The sequence below is a fragment of the Streptomyces odontomachi genome (genome assembly GCF_024435355.1).
GTDB lineage: Bacteria > Actinomycetota > Actinomycetes > Streptomycetales > Streptomycetaceae > Streptomyces > Streptomyces odontomachi.
Genome location: NZ_JAMJWG010000015.1, coordinates 119512 through 138430 on the forward strand (window position 1 = coordinate 119512; position 18919 = coordinate 138430).

Annotated in this window: 15 protein-coding genes and 1 pseudogene; 11 read left to right on the forward strand and 5 right to left on the reverse strand. The window is 71.5% G+C overall.

Going from position 1 to position 18919, the window contains the following annotated elements:
- Positions 1–391 precede the first annotated feature (391 nt).
- Together NQO67_RS27895 and NQO67_RS27900 are read left to right on the forward strand one after the other, a co-directional pair.
- A complete protein-coding gene (locus NQO67_RS27895; protein WP_255953045.1) occupies positions 392–1033 on the forward strand; it encodes an IclR family transcriptional regulator in 642 nt (213 codons plus the stop codon).
- 127 nt (positions 1034–1160) lie between these two features.
- Positions 1161–1955, forward strand: coding sequence for a S16 family serine protease (locus tag NQO67_RS27900; RefSeq protein WP_255953163.1), 795 nt, complete (start codon positions 1161–1163; stop codon positions 1953–1955).
- A gap of 26 nt (positions 1956–1981) precedes the next feature.
- On the opposite strand, the gene NQO67_RS27905 is transcribed toward NQO67_RS27900, so the two are convergent.
- A complete protein-coding gene (locus NQO67_RS27905; protein ID WP_255953046.1) occupies positions 1982–2452 on the reverse strand; it encodes an Lrp/AsnC family transcriptional regulator in 471 nt (156 codons plus the stop codon).
- 234 nt (positions 2453–2686) lie between these two features.
- On the opposite strand from NQO67_RS27905, the gene hppD reads away from it, so the two are divergent.
- Positions 2687–3850: a 4-hydroxyphenylpyruvate dioxygenase gene (gene hppD, locus NQO67_RS27910; RefSeq protein ID WP_255953047.1), complete on the forward strand. Its 1164-nt coding sequence runs from the start codon at positions 2687–2689 to the stop codon at positions 3848–3850.
- A 151-nt stretch (positions 3851–4001) separates the two neighbouring features.
- Positions 4002–5372, forward strand: a complete 1371-nt coding sequence (locus tag NQO67_RS27915) for an FAD-binding oxidoreductase (RefSeq protein WP_255953048.1) — start codon at positions 4002–4004, stop codon at positions 5370–5372.
- Positions 5373–5452: 80 nt separating this feature from the next.
- Here the strand turns inward: NQO67_RS27915 and NQO67_RS27920 are convergent, their stop codons facing one another.
- The gene (locus NQO67_RS27920) at positions 5453–5926 is read right to left on the reverse strand and encodes an SsgA family sporulation/cell division regulator (protein WP_255953049.1); all 474 of its coding nucleotides are present in this window, start codon (positions 5924–5926) and stop codon (positions 5453–5455) included.
- A 412-nt stretch (positions 5927–6338) separates the two neighbouring features.
- Here NQO67_RS27920 and NQO67_RS27925 point away from each other — a divergent pair, with 412 nt between their 5' ends.
- Complete coding sequence (locus tag NQO67_RS27925; RefSeq protein ID WP_255953050.1) at positions 6339–8195, forward strand: RDD family protein; 1857 nt, start codon at positions 6339–6341, stop codon at positions 8193–8195.
- Between the two features lie 140 nt (positions 8196–8335).
- The gene (locus NQO67_RS27930; protein WP_255953052.1) at positions 8336–9208 is read left to right on the forward strand and encodes an RDD family protein; all 873 of its coding nucleotides are present in this window, start codon (positions 8336–8338) and stop codon (positions 9206–9208) included.
- Between the two features lie 59 nt (positions 9209–9267).
- Here the strand turns inward: NQO67_RS27930 and NQO67_RS27935 are convergent, their stop codons facing one another.
- On the reverse strand, positions 9268–9615 hold the full coding sequence (locus tag NQO67_RS27935; RefSeq protein ID WP_255953053.1) for a hypothetical protein: 348 nt from the start codon (positions 9613–9615) through the stop codon (positions 9268–9270).
- A 535-nt stretch (positions 9616–10150) separates the two neighbouring features.
- Between NQO67_RS27935 and NQO67_RS27940 the strand changes: the two genes are divergently transcribed.
- Both NQO67_RS27940 and NQO67_RS27945 read left to right on the forward strand, forming a co-directional pair.
- Positions 10151–12562, forward strand: coding sequence for an immune inhibitor A domain-containing protein (locus NQO67_RS27940; RefSeq protein ID WP_255953054.1), 2412 nt, complete (start codon positions 10151–10153; stop codon positions 12560–12562).
- A 340-nt stretch (positions 12563–12902) separates the two neighbouring features.
- Positions 12903–13148 (forward strand): annotated as a pseudogene (locus tag NQO67_RS27945) (hypothetical protein); the annotation flags it as partial.
- A gap of 434 nt (positions 13149–13582) precedes the next feature.
- On the opposite strand, the gene NQO67_RS27950 reads toward NQO67_RS27945, so the two are convergent.
- Both NQO67_RS27950 and NQO67_RS27955 read right to left on the reverse strand, forming a co-directional pair.
- Positions 13583–14167 (reverse strand): isochorismatase family protein, encoded by a 585-nt coding sequence (locus NQO67_RS27950; RefSeq protein ID WP_255953055.1) that lies wholly within the window; start codon positions 14165–14167, stop codon positions 13583–13585.
- Positions 14168–14343: 176 nt separating this feature from the next.
- Complete coding sequence (locus tag NQO67_RS27955; RefSeq protein WP_255953164.1) at positions 14344–15645, reverse strand: nicotinate phosphoribosyltransferase; 1302 nt, start codon at positions 15643–15645, stop codon at positions 14344–14346.
- A 327-nt stretch (positions 15646–15972) separates the two neighbouring features.
- Here NQO67_RS27955 and clpS point away from each other — a divergent pair, with 327 nt between their 5' ends.
- The 3 genes from clpS (at position 15973) to NQO67_RS27970 (ending at position 18882) form a co-directional block, all read left to right on the forward strand.
- Positions 15973–16281 (forward strand): ATP-dependent Clp protease adapter ClpS, encoded by a 309-nt coding sequence (clpS, locus tag NQO67_RS27960; protein ID WP_255953056.1) that lies wholly within the window; start codon positions 15973–15975, stop codon positions 16279–16281.
- Positions 16282–16293: 12 nt separating this feature from the next.
- Positions 16294–16899 (forward strand): DUF2017 domain-containing protein, encoded by a 606-nt coding sequence (locus tag NQO67_RS27965; RefSeq protein ID WP_255953057.1) that lies wholly within the window; start codon positions 16294–16296, stop codon positions 16897–16899.
- Between the two features lie 447 nt (positions 16900–17346).
- Positions 17347–18882 carry an amino acid permease gene (locus tag NQO67_RS27970; protein ID WP_255953058.1) on the forward strand — a complete coding sequence of 512 codons (1536 nt, stop codon included), beginning with the start codon at positions 17347–17349 and terminating at the stop codon, positions 18880–18882.
- Positions 18883–18919: the final 37 nt, after the last annotated feature.

The following is an 18919-nucleotide window of genomic DNA, read 5'->3' on the forward strand; positions in this document are numbered from 1 at the left end:
CGGGGCAGTTCGATCCGGCGAAGTCGGCGGGGAGCGCCGCTCGGGGGCGGGTCGCGCGCCGGCTCCGGGTATCGGTGGACCGGGCGTCGTTCGACGTTCCATCGACGCGCATTCCGGGGCAATCACCGGCAGTGCACCCGGTGTCGTGCCCGGATTCTGGACGGAGTCTTCCGCTGAGCGAACCGGGTCGCTACTGTCCCCGCTACGTACACGCCCCGTGGCAGGGTCGCCGCGGAGCGCAGCCGGTGCTAAGCGACTGGGGCAGGGCAGCTCTGGCAGGGCCCGGGTCGTTGACCTTCCGGCGGCCTCACGACGCGCGTCGCCGACGGGACCGGCGCCGCGCATCCCACCCGGGGGGCCGCTGACCCTCACCATCGAAGGAGTGGGAGTCGTGACCGCGGAGACCTCCCAGACGCTCGATCGGGGCCTGCGGGTCCTCAAGCTGCTCGCCGACACCGACCACGGGCTGACCGTCACCGAGCTGTCGACCAAGCTCGGTGTGAACCGCACCGTGGTCTACCGACTGCTGGCCACCCTCGAACAGCACGCCCTGGTACGCCGTGACCTCGGTGGCCGCGCCCGGGTCGGGCTCGGCGTGCTGCGGCTCGGCCGCCAGGTGCATCCGCTGGTCCGCGAGGCCGCGTTGCCCGCGCTGCGGTCGCTGGCCGAGGACATAGGCGCCACCGCCCACCTGACGCTGGTGGACGGCACGGAAGCGCTCGCCGTCGCCGTCGTGGAGCCGACCTGGACGGACTACCACGTCGCCTACCGCACCGGCTTCCGGCATCCGCTCGACCGGGGCGCCGCCGGGCGCGCCATCCTCGCCGCCCGGCAGGGCCTGCTGACGGACCCCGGCTACACGCTGACCTACGGCGAGCTGGAGGCCGGCGCCAGCGGTGCGGCGGCGCCCCTGGTCGGGGTGAGCGGGATAGAGGGCAGCGTGGGCGTCGTGATGCTGTCGGACGCGGTGCCCGAGCGGGTCGGCGCCCGCGTGGTCGACGCGGCACGGGAAGTCGCGGACGCGCTGCGCTGACGGCGCCCGGCGCCCGGTACCGCGGAGGCGCTCCCGGGGTGCCGCCGGCGCGGGGCTGAGCGTGCGCCGGCGCACCCGCCGGCCGGCCACGAGGCCCGTGGACGGGCGGCACCGCGGTCCGGGATAGATTGGGGCGGTGTTCAGGCTTGGTCGGATCAAGGGGCTCGCCCTTTGCGCACTGCCCGTCGTCGGGCTACTGGGTTCCGCCGTCTTCGCGCCGTTGCCGTTCTCCGTGGCACAGCCGGGGCTGACGGCGAACGTGCTGGGGAAGTACCACGGGCAGCCGGTCGTGACGATCGGTGGTGCCCCGGTGCGCCATACCAGCGGGCAACTGCGGATGACGACGATCGTCGCCACGGGGCCCGACCAGGACGTGTTCCTGGGCGACGTGCTGGACGGCTGGTTCCGCACGGACCGTGCCGTGATGCCCCACGACTCGGTGTATCCCGGCGGCGGGAACACCAGGCAGATCGAGCAGCACAACGCTCGCGAGATGAAGCAGTCGCAGGACTCCGCCACCTCGGCCGCCCTCGGATACCTGGGCAAGTCCGCCAAGGACGTGCAGGTGAAGCTGCGGCTCGCCGACGTCGGTGGGCCCAGCGCCGGGCTGCTGTTCGCCCTCGGCATCGTCGACAAGGTGGCCGGTGACGGCGGCGGCGGCGACCTCACCGGCGGTCGGGTCATCGCGGGCACCGGCACGATCACGTCCGGCGGCAAGGTCGGTGCCGTCGGTGGGGTGGCCCTGAAGACGCAGGCGGCCCGGCGTGACGGCGCCACCGTGTTCCTGGTCCCGAAGGACGAGTGCTCCGAGGCCCGGGCGGAGCTGCCGAAGGGGCTGCGGCTGGTCTCCGTGACCAGTCTGAAGGGCGCCGTCGAGGCGTTGCGGAACCTGAAGAAGGGCGCGGCGGTACCGGGCTGCTGAGCCCCGTACCGGGCCGTCCGCGGCTCTCAGTCGTCCTCCGCCGCCTGCTCCACCAGCGGGATGATCCGCAACGGCACCGGGTTCTCCATGACGATCGCGGTGGAGGCCCGCACGATCCCGTCGAACCCCACGACACGGTCGATCACGCGCTGGAGGTCGGCGTTCGAGCGGGCCACCAGACGGCACAGCATGTCGCCGCTGCCGGTGGTGGTGTGCAGCTCCAGCACCTCCGGAACGGTCGCCAGGTGGGCGCGCACGGACGGGCCCCGGCCCTGCCGGATCTGGAGGGTGGCGAAGGCCGTGACGGGGTAGCCCAGCGCGGCCGGGTCGACCTGCGGCCCGAAACCGCGGATGACGCCGTTGGCCTGCATCCGGTCCAGGCGTGCCTGCACGGTGCCGCGCGCCACGCCGAGCCGACGGGACGCCTCCAGGACGCCGATGCGCGGCTCACGGGCGAGCAGCACGAGAAGCTGGCCGTCGAGACGGTCGATCGCCAAGGGGGCCTCCGGGGAGACGGGGGGACGGGGGACGGGGACGGGGACGGGGGACGGGAGAAAGGGGATCGGGGACCAGGGGGACAGGCGGTGCGGCTGGCGGCTATGTGGCCGGGGTCATACGCTCAATGGTCATCCTGTACAGATCGCCCGATCATAGTGCCGTACGGCTGAACAGATTGACCAGTGAATCAGCGATCTGTTGCGCACCTTGTGGAGTGGCGAGAACCTGCCCTTATGGCAACCAGCTCAGCGCACACACAGGCGCACCCCCAGACCCCCGACACCGCCCGGCAGGCCGATCCCTTCCCGGTGAAGGGCATGGACGCGGTCGTCTTCGCCGTGGGCAACGCCAAGCAGGCGGCGCACTACTACTCGTCCGCCTTCGGCATGCGGCTCGTGGCGTACGCAGGACCGGAGACCGGCAGCCGGGAGACCGCCTCCTACGTCCTGGAGAACGGCTCCGCGCGGTTCGTCCTCACCTCCGTCATCAAGCCGGCCTCCGACTGGGGCCGCTTCCTCGCGGACCACGTCGCCGAGCACGGTGACGGGGTCGTCGACCTCGCCATCGAGGTGCCCGACGCGCGGGCCGCGTACGCCTACGCCACCGCGCACGGCGCCCGCGGGCTGACCGAGCCGCACGAGGTCGAGGACGAGCACGGCACCGTGGTGCTCGCCACCGTCGCCACTTACGGCAACACCCGCCACACCCTCGTCGAGCGGTCCGGCTACGAGGGCCCGTACCTGCCCGGGTTCACCGCCGCCGACCCCATCGTCGAGCCGCCGCGCCGCCGTACCTTCCAGGCCATCGACCACTGCGTCGGCAACGTGGAACTCGGCCGGATGAACGAGTGGGTGGACTTCTACAACAAGGTCATGGGCTTCACGAACATGAAGGAGTTCGTGGGCGACGACATCGCGACCGAGTACAGCGCCCTGATGTCGAAGGTGGTCGCCGACGGCACCCGCAAGGTCAAGTTCCCCATCAACGAGCCCGCCGTCGGCAAGAAGAAGTCGCAGATCGACGAGTACCTGGAGTTCTACGGCGGCGCTGGCGTCCAGCACATCGCGCTCAGCACGCCGGACATCGTCGAGACGGTCCGTGCGATGCGCGCCGCCGGGGTGCGGTTCCTCGACACCCCCGACTCGTACTACGACACCCTGGGCGAGTGGGTGGGCGACACCCGGGTGCCGATCGAGACGCTGCGGGAGCTGAAGATCCTGGCCGACCGGGACGAGGACGGCTATCTGTTGCAGATCTTCACCAAGCCGGTCCAGGACCGTCCGACGGTGTTCTTCGAACTGATCGAGCGGCACGGCTCCATGGGCTTCGGCAAGGGCAACTTCAAGGCCCTCTTCGAGGCGATCGAGCGGGAGCAGGCCATCCGCGGGAACCTGTGACGCCGGGTCCCGCACGGCGCGCGGCGAGGGTCACCGGGGTGCCGGCGGTCGATTCGGGGGAGCCCACCGAGTCAGCGCCTCCTGCATCCCCGGGCCCGGCCGTGCCGCCGGAAGAGTTCCCACCGTTGGCCCTGGGTGTCACGCTGTGATCATGAGTCCCACTCTCGTCGAACGTCTCCGCTCCGGTCTCCCCGAGGAAGCCGTCCTCACCGACCCGGACGTGGTGGCCTCCTACGCACACGACATGGCGAGTTTCTGCGACGCCGGCGCGCCCGCCGCCGTGGTGCTGGCCCGCACCGTCGAACACGTCCAGCACACCCTGCGCACCGCCCACGAACTGCGCGTCCCCGTCGTGCCGCAGGGCGCCCGCACCGGCCTGTCCGGCGCCGCCAACGCCAGCGACGGCTGCATCGTGCTCTCCCTGGTCAAGATGGACCGCATCCTGGAGATCAACCCGGTCGACCGGATCGCCGTCGTCGAGCCGGGCGTCGTGAACGCCGCGCTGTCGCGTGCGGTGAACGAGCACGACCTGTACTACCCGCCGGACCCGTCCAGCTGGGAGACGTGCACCATCGGCGGCAACATCGGCACCGCGTCCGGCGGCCTGTGCTGCGTCAAGTACGGGGTCACCGCCGAGTACGTCCTCGGCCTCGACGTCGTCCTCGCCGACGGGCGCCTGATGAGCACCGGGCGGCGCACCGCCAAGGGCGTCGCCGGATACGACCTCACCCGGCTGTTCGTCGGCTCCGAGGGCACCCTCGGCGTCGTCGTGCGCGCCGTGCTCGCGCTCAAGCCGCAGCCGCCCGTCCAGCTGGTGCTGGCCGCCGAGTTCGGCTCGGCCAAGGAGGCCAGCGACGCGGTGTGCCGGATCATGGCGAGCGGCCATGTGCCGTCGCTGCTGGAGCTGATGGACCGCACCACCCTGCGCGCCGTCAACGCCATGGCGCAGATGGGCCTGCCGGAGACCACCGAGTCGCTGCTGCTCGCCGGCTTCGACACCGCCGATCCGGCCGCGGACCTCGCCGCACTCGGCGAGCTGTGCCGGGAGGCGGGCGCCACGGAGGTCGTGCCGGCCGACGACCCGGCCGAATCGGAACTGCTGCTCCAGGCCCGGCGGCTGGCGCTCCCCGCCCTGGAGGCCGCCACGGGCACCACGATGATCGACGACGTGTGCGTGCCGCGGTCCCGGCTGGGCGAGCTGATCGAGGGCGTCGAACGCATCGCCGACAAGCACCGGCTGACCATCGGCGTCATCGCGCACGCCGGCGACGGAAACACCCACCCCACCGTCTGCTTCGACGCGTCCGACCCCGACGAGTCCCGGCGGGCCCACGCGTCCTTCGACGAGATCATGGCGCTCGGCCTGGAGCTCGGCGGCACCATCACGGGCGAGCACGGGGTGGGGCTGCTCAAGAAGGAGTGGCTGGCGCGCGAGATCGGCCCGGTCGGCGTCGAGATGCAGCGCGCCGTCAAGCAGACCTTCGACCCGCACGGCATCCTCAACCCCGGGAAGCTGTTCTGAGCGTGCCCGGCGCGGGACACGGACGTGCCCGGGACGCGTGATCTCACCGCGTCCCGGACACCGCTTCCCCCCTCGCGGTCTCACTCACCGCCCGGTGTCTCGTCGGACGGCGACCGCTCGGTCAGCCGCAGATCGTCGGGCGCCGTGGGCGCCAGCAGTTCGGCGAGACCGCTGTCCATGCCGAGCCGCTCGGTCTCGGTGCCGGGCGGAACCGCCCGCAGGGTGCGCTCCAGCCAGGCGGTCACGGCGATCGCCGGCGCCTCCAGGAGCGCACTGCCCTTGGGCGAGCTGAGCGCCAGCAGGACGACGCTGCGGCCGTCCGTCTTCGACGGCCACACCCGCACGTCACCGTGCCCGCACGGCCGGAACACGCCCTCCACCAGCAACTCCCGCGCGAACGACCAGTGCACCGCGTGATCCGAGCCGATGTGGAAGGTGACGTGGACGGCGTACGGATCGTCGGAGCGGTAGGCGAACCGCGCCGGCACGGGGATGCTGCGTTCGGGCGACAGAACCAGGTTCAACTCCAACTCGCGTTCCACCACGTTGTGCATGCAGTGCCCTTTCTCTCGGTCCTGAGGTCGGGCCAGCGCCTCGCGGTGGTGTCCACGAGACGGCCCCCCATGGACAGAGCGCGCGAAGGGCCGAGCATTACGCGGGTTGGGGGGAAAAATTTGCCGCAGCATGAGCAGCGGCGGGCCCGGACGGTCACCCGGAGAGGTGCGGCGGGCGCGCGGAGGGCCGGCCAGGCGGCGGTCTCCAGGCGCCGACGCGCGCGCCACGGCCGGGAAGCCACGGCGGGAATCGGTAACGGAATACCAGGACACGGCGGACGGACGGGGGTCGGCCGGGAGACCGGGGGTAACCGGAAAGGGGTCCGTGCGCGCACACCGGCCCAGGGGCGTGCGCGGGTCTGATAGATGTGGACCCTCAACAGCATCCCCGAGCAGATACGGGACGACGGACATGAGCGCCCCAACCCCGGCACCAGGCGACGACAGGCCCCGCGAAGGCTATTACCCCGACCCGTCCATTCCCGGATACGTCCGGTACTGGAACGGTGCCGCCTGGGTGCCCGGGACGAGCCGTCCGGCACCCGCCGCAGGAGAGACCCTGCCGCCCCCGCCCGGCGTGAGCCCGGCCGCGCCGGTCGCAGAGGAGACGGGCCCCGTCTTCTTCGACGAGGAGTCGTCCCGGTCCGCCGTCCCGCACCAGAGCCCCGGCACCCCGGACCACGTGGACATCCCGGAACAGGCCGGACCCGACCAGCCCGACACCGCCGACCACCCGGCCCCCGACCACTACTCCGGCATCCCCGAGCAGCAGGGCCTGGCCACGCACCAGCCCGACCCCGACCGCCAGGAGCAGTACGGCGGATCGGAGTACGCGGCATCGTCCGTCCACGACAGCGGGGCGCAGCCGGTGCACGGCGAGCCGACGGGATGGGAGGCCCGGCACGAGGAGCCGGCGTGGCGGGACCCCCGCGACCCCCGGGATCCGCGGGAGTCCGCAGGAGGCGCCGCCCCCCTGGACTCCGGCGACACGTCCGATTCGGGTGCGCTCGGCCGGCCGTCGGAGCGCTCCCGGCACGCGGGCCGCCCGGAGCCCGCGTCCTCGTGGGGCGCCGACGCCTCCCAGCAGTCCGGCTTCGGCGACCAGGGCCGCAAGGTGACCTGGGGCACCGCGGCCGCGGGCATCGACCCCCGGCTGCCGCACGCCGAATGGCCGGACGCCGGCGAGGAGTCGCCCGACGCGGCGCGCCTCCCGGACGGCACGATGCCGCTGCGCGCCGCCGAGCAGGGCCCCGCGTCCCAGGGCACGTCCGGTGCCGCACCGTCCGAGGAACGGGGCTCCAGCGCGGGCACGGGCGGCACGGGGCGCCCCGACGGCGCCGGCGAGGGCACCGTGACCTTCCGCCGTCCCGGCCTCGGCAAGGACTCCTCCGGCGACCCGGCCGAGGCCCCGCCGCGGCACCCCGCCGACGGCGGCGACGGCGGCACGGTGACGATCCGTGCGGTGCGCCCCGGAGCGCAGCCGCAGGTGCCACCGCAGCACGGACCGCAGGTGCCGCCGCAGCCGGGGGCCCAGCACGGCCAGTTCGGTGGCCCGCAGGGCCCGCAGACCGCGCCCCCCGTACCTCCGAACCCGGCGACCATGCCGTACTTCCCGCACCAGCCGGCCGGCCCGGCCGCCGGGCATCCGGGAGAGGCGGCCGCCGCACCGTGGCGACCGGAGCCCGCGCCGCCCGCGCAGGACGCCGGGCGCGGCGCCGACGAGCCGGTCGTGCCGTGGAAGCCACCGGTCAACGATCCGTTCCTGGCCGCCGCGCAGGAGCAGGCGGCGGCCCGGCCCGCGCCGCTCGGCAAGCGGTTCGCCGCCCGGCTGCTCGACACCGTCGTCGTCGGTGGCGTCACCGCGGCGGCCGCCGTGCCGCTCGGCAGCAAGGCGGTCGACCACGTCAACGACAAGATCGACGCCGCCAAGCTCTCCGGCCAGACCGTCACCGTCTGGCTGCTCGACGGCACCACGGGCGCCAGCCTGGGCATCGTGCTCGCCGTGCTGCTGGTCTTCGGCCTGCTCTACGAGGCTCTGCCGACCGCCAAGTGGGGCCGCACCCTGGGCAAGAAGCTCTGCGGCCTCCAGGTGCGCGACATCGAGGGGCACGACGTGCCCGGCTTCGGCGCCGCCCTGCGCCGCTGGCTGGTCTACAGCGTGCCCGGCCTGCTGGCGATCGGCATCGTGGGCGTGCTGTGGTGCCTGTTCGACCGCCCGTGGCGCCAGTGCTGGCACGACAAGGCGGCCCACACCTTCGTGGCGTCCTGACGCTCCGGCGGCCTTCCACCGACGCCCTGACGCTGCGACCCCGCACCTGAGCCCCGCCCCGGGTGGCGGGGCCGCGCGGCGGTCGCCCGGACGGGCGCCCGCCGAGTGCGGAGCCGGGGCGTTCGGGGTCGACTCGGGCCATGAGCAACGAACCGCCGTCCCCGGGCCCCGGCCGGCCACCCGAAGACGACGAGCCCTTCCGGAAGCCGCCCCCACCCGACCGCCCCGCCCCGCAGCCCACCGCCGACACACCCCGCGGCTCCCCCCGGTCCGACGCCTCCGGAACCGACGCCTCCGGAACCGGCCCCTCTCAGGAGAACGGTCCCGGATCCGAGGGCGGTGCCTGGGGCCGGCCCGGTGGTGCCGGCACCGAAGGAGGTGGCCCGTCGGGTGGCGGCGGCTACGGAGGCGGTACCCCGTACGGCGGAGCGCCCGGAGGTGGCGGCCCACCGCCGGGCGGGCCCTTCGGCGGGGGCCCCTTCGGGGGCGGACCCCAGGGGGGTGGGCCGCACGGTGGCGGCCCGTACGGTGGCGGGCCCTACGACTCACCCGATCCGCTCGCCGGGATGGCGCCCCTCGCGCCCAGCGGCAAGCGTGTCCTCGCCCGCATCATCGACATGATCATCGTGGGCATCGTCGCCGGCGTGCTGTCCTTCGCGTTCGGCCTGATCAGGTACCACACCAACTCGGGGCAGGTGGAGTTCGGCAGGTCCATCGGGGAGTCGGTGCTGGTCGCCGTGCTCTACATGGCGTACGACACCTACCTGATCTCCAGGAACGGGCAGACCTTCGGCAAGCGGCTGCTCCATATGCGGGTGGCGAACCTGAACGACGGCGCCACGCCCAGCGTCCAGGTCTGCCTGACCCGGGCGGCCGTGCTGTGGCTGCCGTTCGCGTTCTGCTGCGCCTTCGTCTGGACGGTGATCGCCGGCGGCTGGTCGTTCTTCGACCGGCCCTACAAGCAGGGACTGCACGACAAGGCGGCCAAGACGGTGGTCGTCAGCACCCAGTGATCGCCGGCGACCAGCCGGAACACCACCCTGGCCAGCGGCACCCGGGACCGACCACCGCGTCAGTGCACGCGGACCCGTCGCCCGTGGCCGCGGCGCGCGTGCGCCGTGTGGCGTACGCCGTCGGCCGGCCGCGTGGATCCGCCGCCGTCCACCGGTCCGCTCGTCCGGGCCTGCGGATCCGCGCCGGGAGCGGTCTTTGCCGCCCTGGGGTCCGGCTGGGCGGAGTCGTCCGAGCCCTGCGCCGAGGGGGCCGTCAGCGCCACCAGGAGGCCGAGGCCGAGCGCGACGACGGCGATCACCGCCACGCCCACACCGGACGTGGTCTGGGAGAGCAGCAGCATCGCCAGGGTGCAGAGGACGACGGTGAGGGATCCGTAGGCGAACTGGGTGGCGGTCGGACGAGGCATGACGTCATCCGTTCGAGGAAGCGGACATGGGGATGCGCATACCGAACGGTGCACGCACGGGGCTACACGGGGCAGGGTGCGCACACGGGCATGCGGCTATGCAGATATACGGCTCGCATGCCCGGGTGGCACACCGATGAAGCGTGTGCAGGGCCGGGGCGCCGTTGCACAGGGGGCGCACGGAATCACCGGGTCCAGGAAGTGGACGGTTCGGCGCGCCTGTTGGATGATCCGACAGGCCGGGTATCTGATGATCGGCGACATCGGCCGGAAGCGCTCGGGTGCCACGGACCGCCGGTGCGCCGCGGAGCGAAGACGGGCCCGTGTGCTGCCGAAGCGTCAGCGCAGCGCCGCGGTGGCTGCGGTGGCTGTGCTGGACGCGAGTAGACAAGTTCAAGTCAAGGTCTGTTTTTTCTTCGGTAACTCCGGTCGAATGTCGTCTCGAATGTCGTCACTCGTGACGCGGATACCGCGGCGCAGTCGACCGGAGACCCTGGCCGCACGCACCCGCGTATGCCGGGGGAGGAGTACCCATATGAAAAGCAGACGACGGACCTTCAGAGCCGGCGCGGTGGTCGCAGCCTTCGCGGCGGCCACCGCGACCTTCGCCGCCTATGCCCCTGCTGGGGCCGATGCGGGCGCCCCTGGGGCGACGGCCGCGAACGGTGCGCATCCGGCAGTGTCCGGAAAGAACCACGGGGACAACCTGGACGGTCCCTTCACCAAACGCCAGGAGCAGCTGAAGAAGGAAGCGCTCAACCAGGTCCTGGCCGGCCGCAAGTCGGTCAAGATGGACAAGGGCTCCGAGGTCGTCAAGCTCGGGGACAAGAAGTACGTCGAGCTGGGACGGGAGAAGACCGACAAGATCTTCACCATCCTGGCCGAGTTCGGCGACCAGGTCGACGACACCACGATGTACGACCCGGACGGTCCCGACGGACCCGAGGCGCCGGTCGTGAAGTACGGCGGCGACCCCGGCCCGGCGCACAACCAGATCGCCGAGCCCGACCGCGGCCAGGACAACAGCACCGACTGGCAGGCGGACTACAACCAGGCGCACTTCCAGGACATGTACTTCGGCACCGGCAAGGACGCCGACGGCAAGCCGAAGCACTCGATGAAGACCTACTACGAGAAGACCTCCTCCGGCCGCTACTCGGTCGACGGCGAGGTCTCCGACTGGGTGAAGGTCCCCTACAACGAGGCGCGCTACGGCTCCGACTACTGCGGCTCCACCACCTGCGCCAGCGTCTGGGACCTGATCCGCGACGGCGTCACCGCCTGGGTCGCCGACCAGCAGGCGCAGGGCAAGAGCGACGCCGACATCAAGGCCGACCTCGCCCAGTACGACACCTGGGACCGCTACGACTACGACGGCGACGGCAACTTCAACGAGCCGGACGGCTACATCGACCACTTCCAGATCGTGCACGCCGGCGAGGACGAGTCCGCGGGCGGCGGCGACCAGGGCGAGAACGCCATCTGGGCGCACCGCTGGTACGCGTACGGCGACCAGGCCGGCATGACCGGCCCGGCGGACAACGAGGCGGGCGGCACCCAGATCGGTGACACCGGCATCTGGGTCGGCGACTACACGATGCAGCCGGAGAACGGCGGCCTCGGCGTCTTCGCCCACGAGTACGGCCACGACCTCGGCCTGCCCGACCTGTACGACACCACGGGCGCCGACGACAACTCGGTGGGCTTCTGGTCGCTGATGTCGTCCGGTTCCTGGCTCGGCACCGGCAAGGACGCCATCGGCAACCTGCCGGGTGACATGACCGCCTGGGACAAGCTCCAGTTGGGCTGGTTGAGCTACTCCGAGGGCAAGGCCGCCACGAAGTCCACGCACACGCTGGGCGTCTCGGAGTACAACACCAAGAACCCCCAGGCGCTCGTCGTCGACCTGCCGAAGAAGTCCGTCACCACCACGATCGTCAAGCCCGCACAGGGCGAGTCGCAGTGGTGGAGCGGCATGGGCGACAACCTCAAGAACACCCTGACCCGCTCCGTCGACCTCACCGGCAAGTCGTCCGCCGACCTGTCCCTGGACGGCTGGTGGGACATCGAGGAGAACTACGACTACCTCTACGCCGAGGTCTCCACGGACGGCGGCGCCAACTGGACCCCGCTGGACGGCACCGCCGACGGCAAGGCCATCCCGCGCGACGGCGGTGACCGCCCTGCGCTGACCGGTACCTCGGGCGCCTACGAGAAGCTCGACTTCCCGTTGGACGAGTACGCCGGCAAGAAGATCGACCTGCGCTTCCGGTACAGCACCGACGGTGGCGTGGCGCAGAAGGGCTTCGCGGCCGACGACCTCGCCATCACGGCGGACGGCACACCGATCTTCACCGACGACGCCGAGGCCGACGCCGGCGGTTGGACGGCCGACGGGTTCTCCCGCATCGGCGAGTCCTTCACCAAGGACTACGACGAGTACTACATCGCCGAGAACCGCGAGTACGTGTCGTACGACAAGACCCTCGAGGTCGGCCCGTACAACTTCGGCTTCGCCTCCAAGCCCGACTGGGTCGAGCACTTCCCGTACCAGAACGGCCTGGTGATCTGGCTCTGGGACACCTCCCAGGTGGACAACAACACCAGCGCCCACCCGGGTGAGGGCCTGATCCTGCCGATCGACGCCCACCCGGCGGCGCTGAAGTGGTCGGACGGCACGGTGCTGCGCAACCGGATCCAGCCGTACGACGCGGCCTTCAGCACCCATCGGACGCCCGCGCTCAAGCTGCACAAGGCCGACGAGCCGCTGAGGATCCCGTCGCTGCGGGGCGTGTCCGTCTTCGACGATCACAACGGTGCGTACTGGACGGACGAGAACCCGACCGGAAGCGTGAAGGTTCCTGACACCGGCACCCAGATCAAGATCGTCCAGCAGCCCGGAAACGGCGAGACGATCACCGTCAAGGTGGCGCCTGCATCTAAGTAAAATTACATATTCGCAGGTCAAAGCATGATCGGCCGTTGCCCACTAGCGGGGCGGCGGCCGATCGTGTTTAGGTGCGTCGTGCGATTTCCTTATTGACACGACGGCTCACGGGGGTGTGACCGGAATGGCCCGAGGAGGGTTCTGCAAACTGCCGAACGGCACCGTGGTGGTGGCCCTGACCCTGCCCGCACCCATGCCGGACGGCCCGAAGGAAGGCACCGTGGCGCCCGGACCAGCGCGCGCCACGGAGCCCGGACCGGCGCGGCCCGCGGCTCCGCCGGGGTCAGCGAAGGGCGTGCCCCGTGCCCGCGGCGCGACGAACGCGCAGGGTGGCGACGGCGGCACGGTGCGTGTCGTGGTGCATGCCGTGAACCGTTCACGGGCGCTGACCAGGCTGCGCAATCTCGGCCTGCGCTCGGTGTACCTCCGCGGCAACACCCATCCGCCCACCCCGGACGAGATCACGGCGGTGCTGCACCATCCGGACGGCCTGATCTGGCGCACGGCGCCGTTGCGGGCGGATGAGCTGTGGCACCCGATCAGATCCCTCTTCAAGGGCCAGGGCCCGGAGCGACGGCCGGCCGCCGACCCGTCCTACCGAGCCAGCCCCGGCTTCAGCGGCTCCGGCTCCGGCGTCCCCGCCAGCCTCCCGGCCTACTTGGTCCCGAAGCCGTTGACCGTGCCGGAGGCTTGGACGGCCAGCGGCGGCGCCCTGTAAGGGGCGCGGGGCTGTGTCACTTTGCGGCTCCGCCGCGTGGGCGCGCCCGGCGCGCTTAGAGGGGCCCGGGGGAACTGCGCGACCAGCCCCGACGAGACCGTCGGGGCGTCACCGTCCCGAAGGGGCTGTCTCTGTCGTGTCCGGACCACCGGGCCGGTGGTGGGCTGGTCGCGCCCACGCCGCGGAGCGGCATATTTATACAGCCCCGCGCCCCTTATCAGGCGCCTTCGGCGCCATCCGTGGGCGCCGTGGGCCGCAACGCCACCGCCGTGGGCCGGGGCCGCGACCGGCGAGGGCGCGAGTCAGACCACCGGTTTGCCGATGAGTTCCACGCCCGCGAGCCGCATCTCCTCCTGCGCCTGCTCGGTGGTCGCCTCGGCGACCCCCGCCGTCAGGTCCAGCAGGACATGCGTGGCGAAGCCCTCGCGCGCCGCGTCCAGCGCGGTCGCGCGCACGCAGTGGTCGGTGGCGATGCCCACCACGTCGACGTCGGTGATCCCGCGGTCGCGCAGCCACTCGGCGAGCGGGGTGCCGTTCTCGTCGACGCCTTCGAATCCGCTGTAGGCGGCGGCGTACGCCCCCTTGTCGAAGACGGTGTCGATGGCGCCGGAGGCGACGGCCGGGGCGAAGTTCGGATGGAAGCCGACGCCCTCGGTGCCCGCGACGCAGTGCGCCGGCCAGGACGTACGGAAGTCCGGGCGGTCGGAGAAGTGGCCACCTGGCGCGATGTGGCAGTCACGGGTGGCGACGACGTGCCGGTAACCCTTCTCGGACTGCGCGATCAGATCGGTGATGGCGGCGGCCACGTCCGCGCCGCCGGCGACCGCGAGGCTGCCTCCTTCGCAGAAGTCGTTCTGCACATCTACGACGATCAGTGCGCGGCGCATGGTCGGTGTCCTTTGAAAGTGTGAGGCGCTGACCGGGACGGGTGGCGTCGCAGCGCGTCCCCGTCCAGGCGAGCCGGAGGTCGGTCAGACGAACTCGGCCGGTACGTACGAGCCTAGAGACTGCGGGGGCGTTTCCGCGAGGGTGCCGGGGCCGCCGGTCCGGCGCGGAACCGCCGTCACACGTACTCCGTCGGGAGCACCGGCTCCCCGCGGGACAGCTGGGTCGCCGACAGCGGCAGGTTGGCACGGGCGGCGGCATGCCGGGCGCGTGCCATGTCCAGGGGTTCCCGGGCGACCACCGCACCGCCCTTGACCAGCTGCACGAGCAGCTGCCGGTCGGCCAGCGAGTCCGGCACCGGGCCGGTGCCGACCACCTCGGCCTCCGCGACGCCGTCCGCGTCGAGCCGGCGCGCGGCCCACTTGCGACCGCCGATGGAGGTCTTGCCGCCCGTCGCACGCTTGGCGACCGGCACCAGCGGAGCCTCGGGGTCCGTGGCCGCCGCACGGGCGACCAGCTTGTACACCATGGAGGCGGTGGGCTGCCCGGAGCCGGTCACCAGCTGGGTGCCCACCCCGTAGGCGTCCACGGGGGCCGCGGCCAGCGACGCGATCGCGTACTCGTCGAGGTCGGAGGTGACCGTGATCCGGGTGCCGGTGGCGCCCATCTCGTCCAGCTGCTGGCGCACCCGGTGCGCGACGAGCAGCAGGTCGCCGGAGTCGATGCGCACCGCACCCAGCTCGGGCCCGGCCACCTCCACCGCCCTGCGGACCGCCTCGGCGACGTCGTAGGTGTCCACCAGCAGGGTGGTGCCGCGGCCGAGCGAGTCGACCTGGGCGCGGAAGGCGTCGGTCTCGCTGTCGTGCAGCAGCGTGAAGGCGTGCGCTGCCGTGCCCACCGTCGGGATGTCGTACCGGAAACCCGCGGCGAGGTCGGAGGTGGAGGCGAAGCCGCCGATGTAGGCGGCCCGGGAGGCGGCGACCGCGCCCAGCTCGTGGGTGCGCCGGGCGCCCATCTCGATCAGCGGCCGGTCGCCCGCCGCGGAGGCCATCCGGGAGGCGGCGGCAGCGATCGCCGAGTCGTGGTTGAGGATGGACAGGATCACCGTCTCCAGCAGGACGCATTCGGCGAAGGTGCCCTCCACCCGCAGCAGCGGCGAGCCCGGGAAGTACACCTCGCCCTCCGGGTAGCCCCAGATGTCGCCGCCGAAGTGGTAGTCGGCCAGCCAGTCCAGGGTCGGCCGGTCGACGATGCGGCGCTCGCCCAGGAACGTCAGCACCTGCTCGTCGAAGCGGAAGTTCTCGACCGCGTCCAGGACGCGTCCGGTGCCCGCCACGACGCCGTAGCGGCGGCCCGGCGGGAGCCGGCGGGTGAAGACCTCGAAGACCGAGCGGCGCTCGGCGGTGCCCGCGGCGAGCGCGGCCTGGAGCATGGTCAGCTCGTAGTGGTCGGTGAACAGGGCGGTCGACGGCACGCCCACCCGGTGACCGAAGCCGCCGGCGCTCAGCAGAGCTTCGGGGGTCGCGCGGGGGAGGGTGGCGCGCCGTGCTCTCTCGTTCGGCACACCGGAGTCCGCTTCGTTCCCTATGTCGGGGTTGCCGGGGTTGCCGAGGTCCGCAGTGTTCATGGGGGAGATCGTACCCCTAATTTCGTCACTCTGACGATTTCAGGATCGGGGTTCCTCGGGACCGCCTCCGTCGCTGTGCGCTGCGGTGTTGCGGCGTCTGGCGGCCGGCCGCCGGAAACGCTGCGTCCGTGGACGGGAGCCGTTTGTGCATGGGGGCGCCTGTGGTGGCAGCATGGGCGTGTGACGGCTCCCGCTCCGCTAGAGATCGAAAAGCCCGAGTCGGCTCAGGAGGAATCACCCGTACCTGAGCCCGATCTTCCTTGGGTCACCATCGTGCACAACGACCCGGTCAACCTGATGAGCTATGTGACGTACGTCTTCCAGTCGTACTTCGGCTATTCGAAGGACAAGGCCACCAAGCTGATGATGGACGTGCACCACAAGGGGCGGGCCGTCGTCTCCAGTGGAACACGCGAGGAGATGGAGCGCGACGTGCAGGCGATGCATGGGTACGGTCTGTGGGCCACCCTCCAGCAGGACCGGAAGTAGCGGCTGAGCCTCATGTCAGGACACTTCGAACCGACCCCCGAGGGTGGCGCCGCCATCGCGCTCGACGAGGTCGAGATCTCCATCATCCGCTCGCTCGCCGTCCAGCTCCTGGAGCTCGTCGGGCCGGGGCCGGCCGAGGACGACGACGCCGACCCGCTCGCCGAGCTGTTCACCGAGGGCCCCAGCGAGCCGCCCTCCGACCCGGTGCTCCAGCGGCTCTTCCCGAACGCGTACGGCGACCCGGACAAGCCGGACGACGGCAGCGACGAGGCGGCGCAGCAGCGTGCCCTGTCGGCCGAGTTCCGCCGCTTCACCGAGAACGACCTGCGGGCCCGCAAGCGTGAAGACGCCCTCGCCGTGGTCCGTTCCCTGGACGCGCTCACTCCCGCCGGCGACCAGGCGGCCGTGCTGCGGCTGGCCGCGGACGAGTCCCGCCGCTGGCTGGGCGCGCTGAACGACCTGCGGTTGGCCATAGGGGCGCGCCTCGAAGTCCAGGACGACGACGAGGCGGACGACCTGTACCGGCTGCCGGACTCCGACCCGCGCAAGCCGATGGTGATGGCGTACCTGTGGCTCGGGGCGCTCCAGGAGACCCTGGTCGCCACCCTGATGGACTGACGCGGCCGGCCCTGGCGCGACCGGGGCCCCGCACGCGTTCGTGACGGGCTCGTTTGTGACGGGCCTCGTTCGTGGCGGGCCCCGTCACCTCGTCGAACCCCGACCCGGCAGCACCGTCTGGCCGAATGTTCGATAAACGGGCGCCCATGTCCGTATAACGATCACGTCACCATGATGAACCCGAATGGCCGAATGAAATGGCGTTTGGCCCACTTTGGGCGTGATCTGGACCACATACAGACATGTGACCACCTCATAGGCCGTTGATACATCTTCACGACCGGCAAAGGCAGCCTTCCTCGGGTTGCCCCTGCCCTTCAGGGCAGCGCAATCCTCCCGGGGGCGCCCCGGCCCGCCGGCTATCGGCAGGCGCACTCCAGTACCTCGGGGGATCGGGAACCCGGCCCGCCGCCAGCGGTGACCGGCACGGAGAAAGGCTCGACGACCATGACCTCGGCCCAGGTGGATCACCACGAGGGCGACGGCGAAGGACCTCCAGCCGTCGGCTCCACCGCCGTGCCTCGCGGCGGCAACGAGGGGTACCAGCGCGGACTCGGTGCCCGACAGATCCAGATGATCGCGATCGGCGGGGCCATCGGAACCGGCCTCTTCCTCGGCGCCGGCAAGGCGATATCCAAGGCGGGACCCAGCCTGATCCTCGCCTACGCCGTCGCCGGCCTGGTGATCTTCTGCATCATGCGGGCGCTCGGCGAACTGCTCATGTACCGCCCCGTCTCCGGCTCGTTCTCGGAGTACGCACGCGAGTTCATCGGCCCCTTCGCCGGCTTCGTGACCGGCTGGACGTACTGGCTGTTCTGGGTGGTCACCGGGATCACCGAGGTCACGGCGGCGGCCACCTACATGACGTTCTGGTGGAACATCCCGCAGTGGGCCTCGGCCCTGTTCTTCACGATCGTCCTGTACGGCGTGAACCTGATCTCCGTGAAGCTCTTCGGCGAGCTGGAGTTCTGGTTCTCCATGGTCAAGGTCACCGCCATCGTCGGCATGATCCTGATCTGTCTCGGCATCCTCACGCTCGGCTTCTCCGACGCCGGCAAGTCCGCCTCCGTCAGCTACCTGTGGTCGAACGGCGGCTTCTTCCCCAAGGGCATCGGGGGCACGCTGATGACCTTGCAGATCGTGATGTTCGCCTTCCTCGCCGTGGAACTCGTCGGCGTCACGGCGGGCGAGTCCAAGGACCCGAAGAAGACCCTGCCGAAGGCGATCAACACCGTGCCGTGGCGTATCGCCGTCTTCTACGTCGGCTCCCTGATCATGATCCTTTCGGTGGTGCCCTGGACCAGCTTCCAGCCCGGGGTCTCCCCGTTCGTCGCGGCCTTCCAGAAGATGGGCCTGGCGGCCGGCGCCGGCATCGTCAACTTCGTCGTGCTGACCGCCGCCCTGTCGTCCTGCAACTCCGGCATGTACTCCACCGGCCGGATGCTGCGCGACCTCGCGCTCAACGGGCAGGGCCCGCGCGTCTTCACCAACCTCACCAGGAGCGGCACCCCGCTGCTCGGCACCACCTTCTCCGCCGCGCTGATGCTCGTCGGCGTCTGGATCAACTACCAGTGGCCCGGGGACGCCTTCACCTACGTGGTGTCCTTCGCCACCATCTCCGGCATGTGGGCCTGGATCGTGATCCTGATCTCCCACGTCCGCTACCGCACCGCGGCCGACCGCGGTGCGCTGCCCGTCTCGACCTTCCGCGCCCCCGGAGCCCCGCTCACCAGCTGGCTCTCGCTGGCCTTCATAGGGATGGTGATCGTGATGATGGGAATCGACCCGGACACCCGCATCTCGCTCTACTGCGCCCCCCTGTGGGCCGTGATCATGGTGGGCGGCTACGCCGCGATGAGGGCCCGCAATCCGGACGCCTTCACCCGCGGCACCCCGGCCGAGGCCGTCGCCGCGGCCGGAGAGGGCCCGGGCCCCGGCATCGAGGGCCCCGGATCCGGCGGGCAACCGCGCGCCGGCGAGTGAGCCGAAGGGCGCGCCGGTGTCCAGGAGCCGCCCGCGC

Coding starts and splice junctions, on each gene's coding strand:
- hppD (WP_255953047.1), top strand. CDS start 2,687: ATGGCAACCAGCTCAGCGCACACACAGGCGCACCCCCAGACCCCCGAC.
- NQO67_RS27915 (WP_255953048.1), top strand. CDS start 4,002: ATGAGTCCCACTCTCGTCGAACGTCTCCGCTCCGGTCTCCCCGAGGAA.
- NQO67_RS27920 (WP_255953049.1), bottom strand. CDS start 5,926: ATGCACAACGTGGTGGAACGCGAGTTGGAGTTGAACCTGGTTCTGTCG.
- NQO67_RS27925 (WP_255953050.1), top strand. CDS start 6,339: ATGAGCGCCCCAACCCCGGCACCAGGCGACGACAGGCCCCGCGAAGGC.
- NQO67_RS27930 (WP_255953052.1), top strand. CDS start 8,336: ATGAGCAACGAACCGCCGTCCCCGGGCCCCGGCCGGCCACCCGAAGAC.
- NQO67_RS27935 (WP_255953053.1), bottom strand. CDS start 9,615: ATGCCTCGTCCGACCGCCACCCAGTTCGCCTACGGATCCCTCACCGTC.
- NQO67_RS27940 (WP_255953054.1), top strand. CDS start 10,151: ATGAAAAGCAGACGACGGACCTTCAGAGCCGGCGCGGTGGTCGCAGCC.
- NQO67_RS27950 (WP_255953055.1), bottom strand. CDS start 14,167: ATGCGCCGCGCACTGATCGTCGTAGATGTGCAGAACGACTTCTGCGAA.
- NQO67_RS27965 (WP_255953057.1), top strand. CDS start 16,294: ATGTCAGGACACTTCGAACCGACCCCCGAGGGTGGCGCCGCCATCGCG.
- NQO67_RS27970 (WP_255953058.1), top strand. CDS start 17,347: ATGACCTCGGCCCAGGTGGATCACCACGAGGGCGACGGCGAAGGACCT.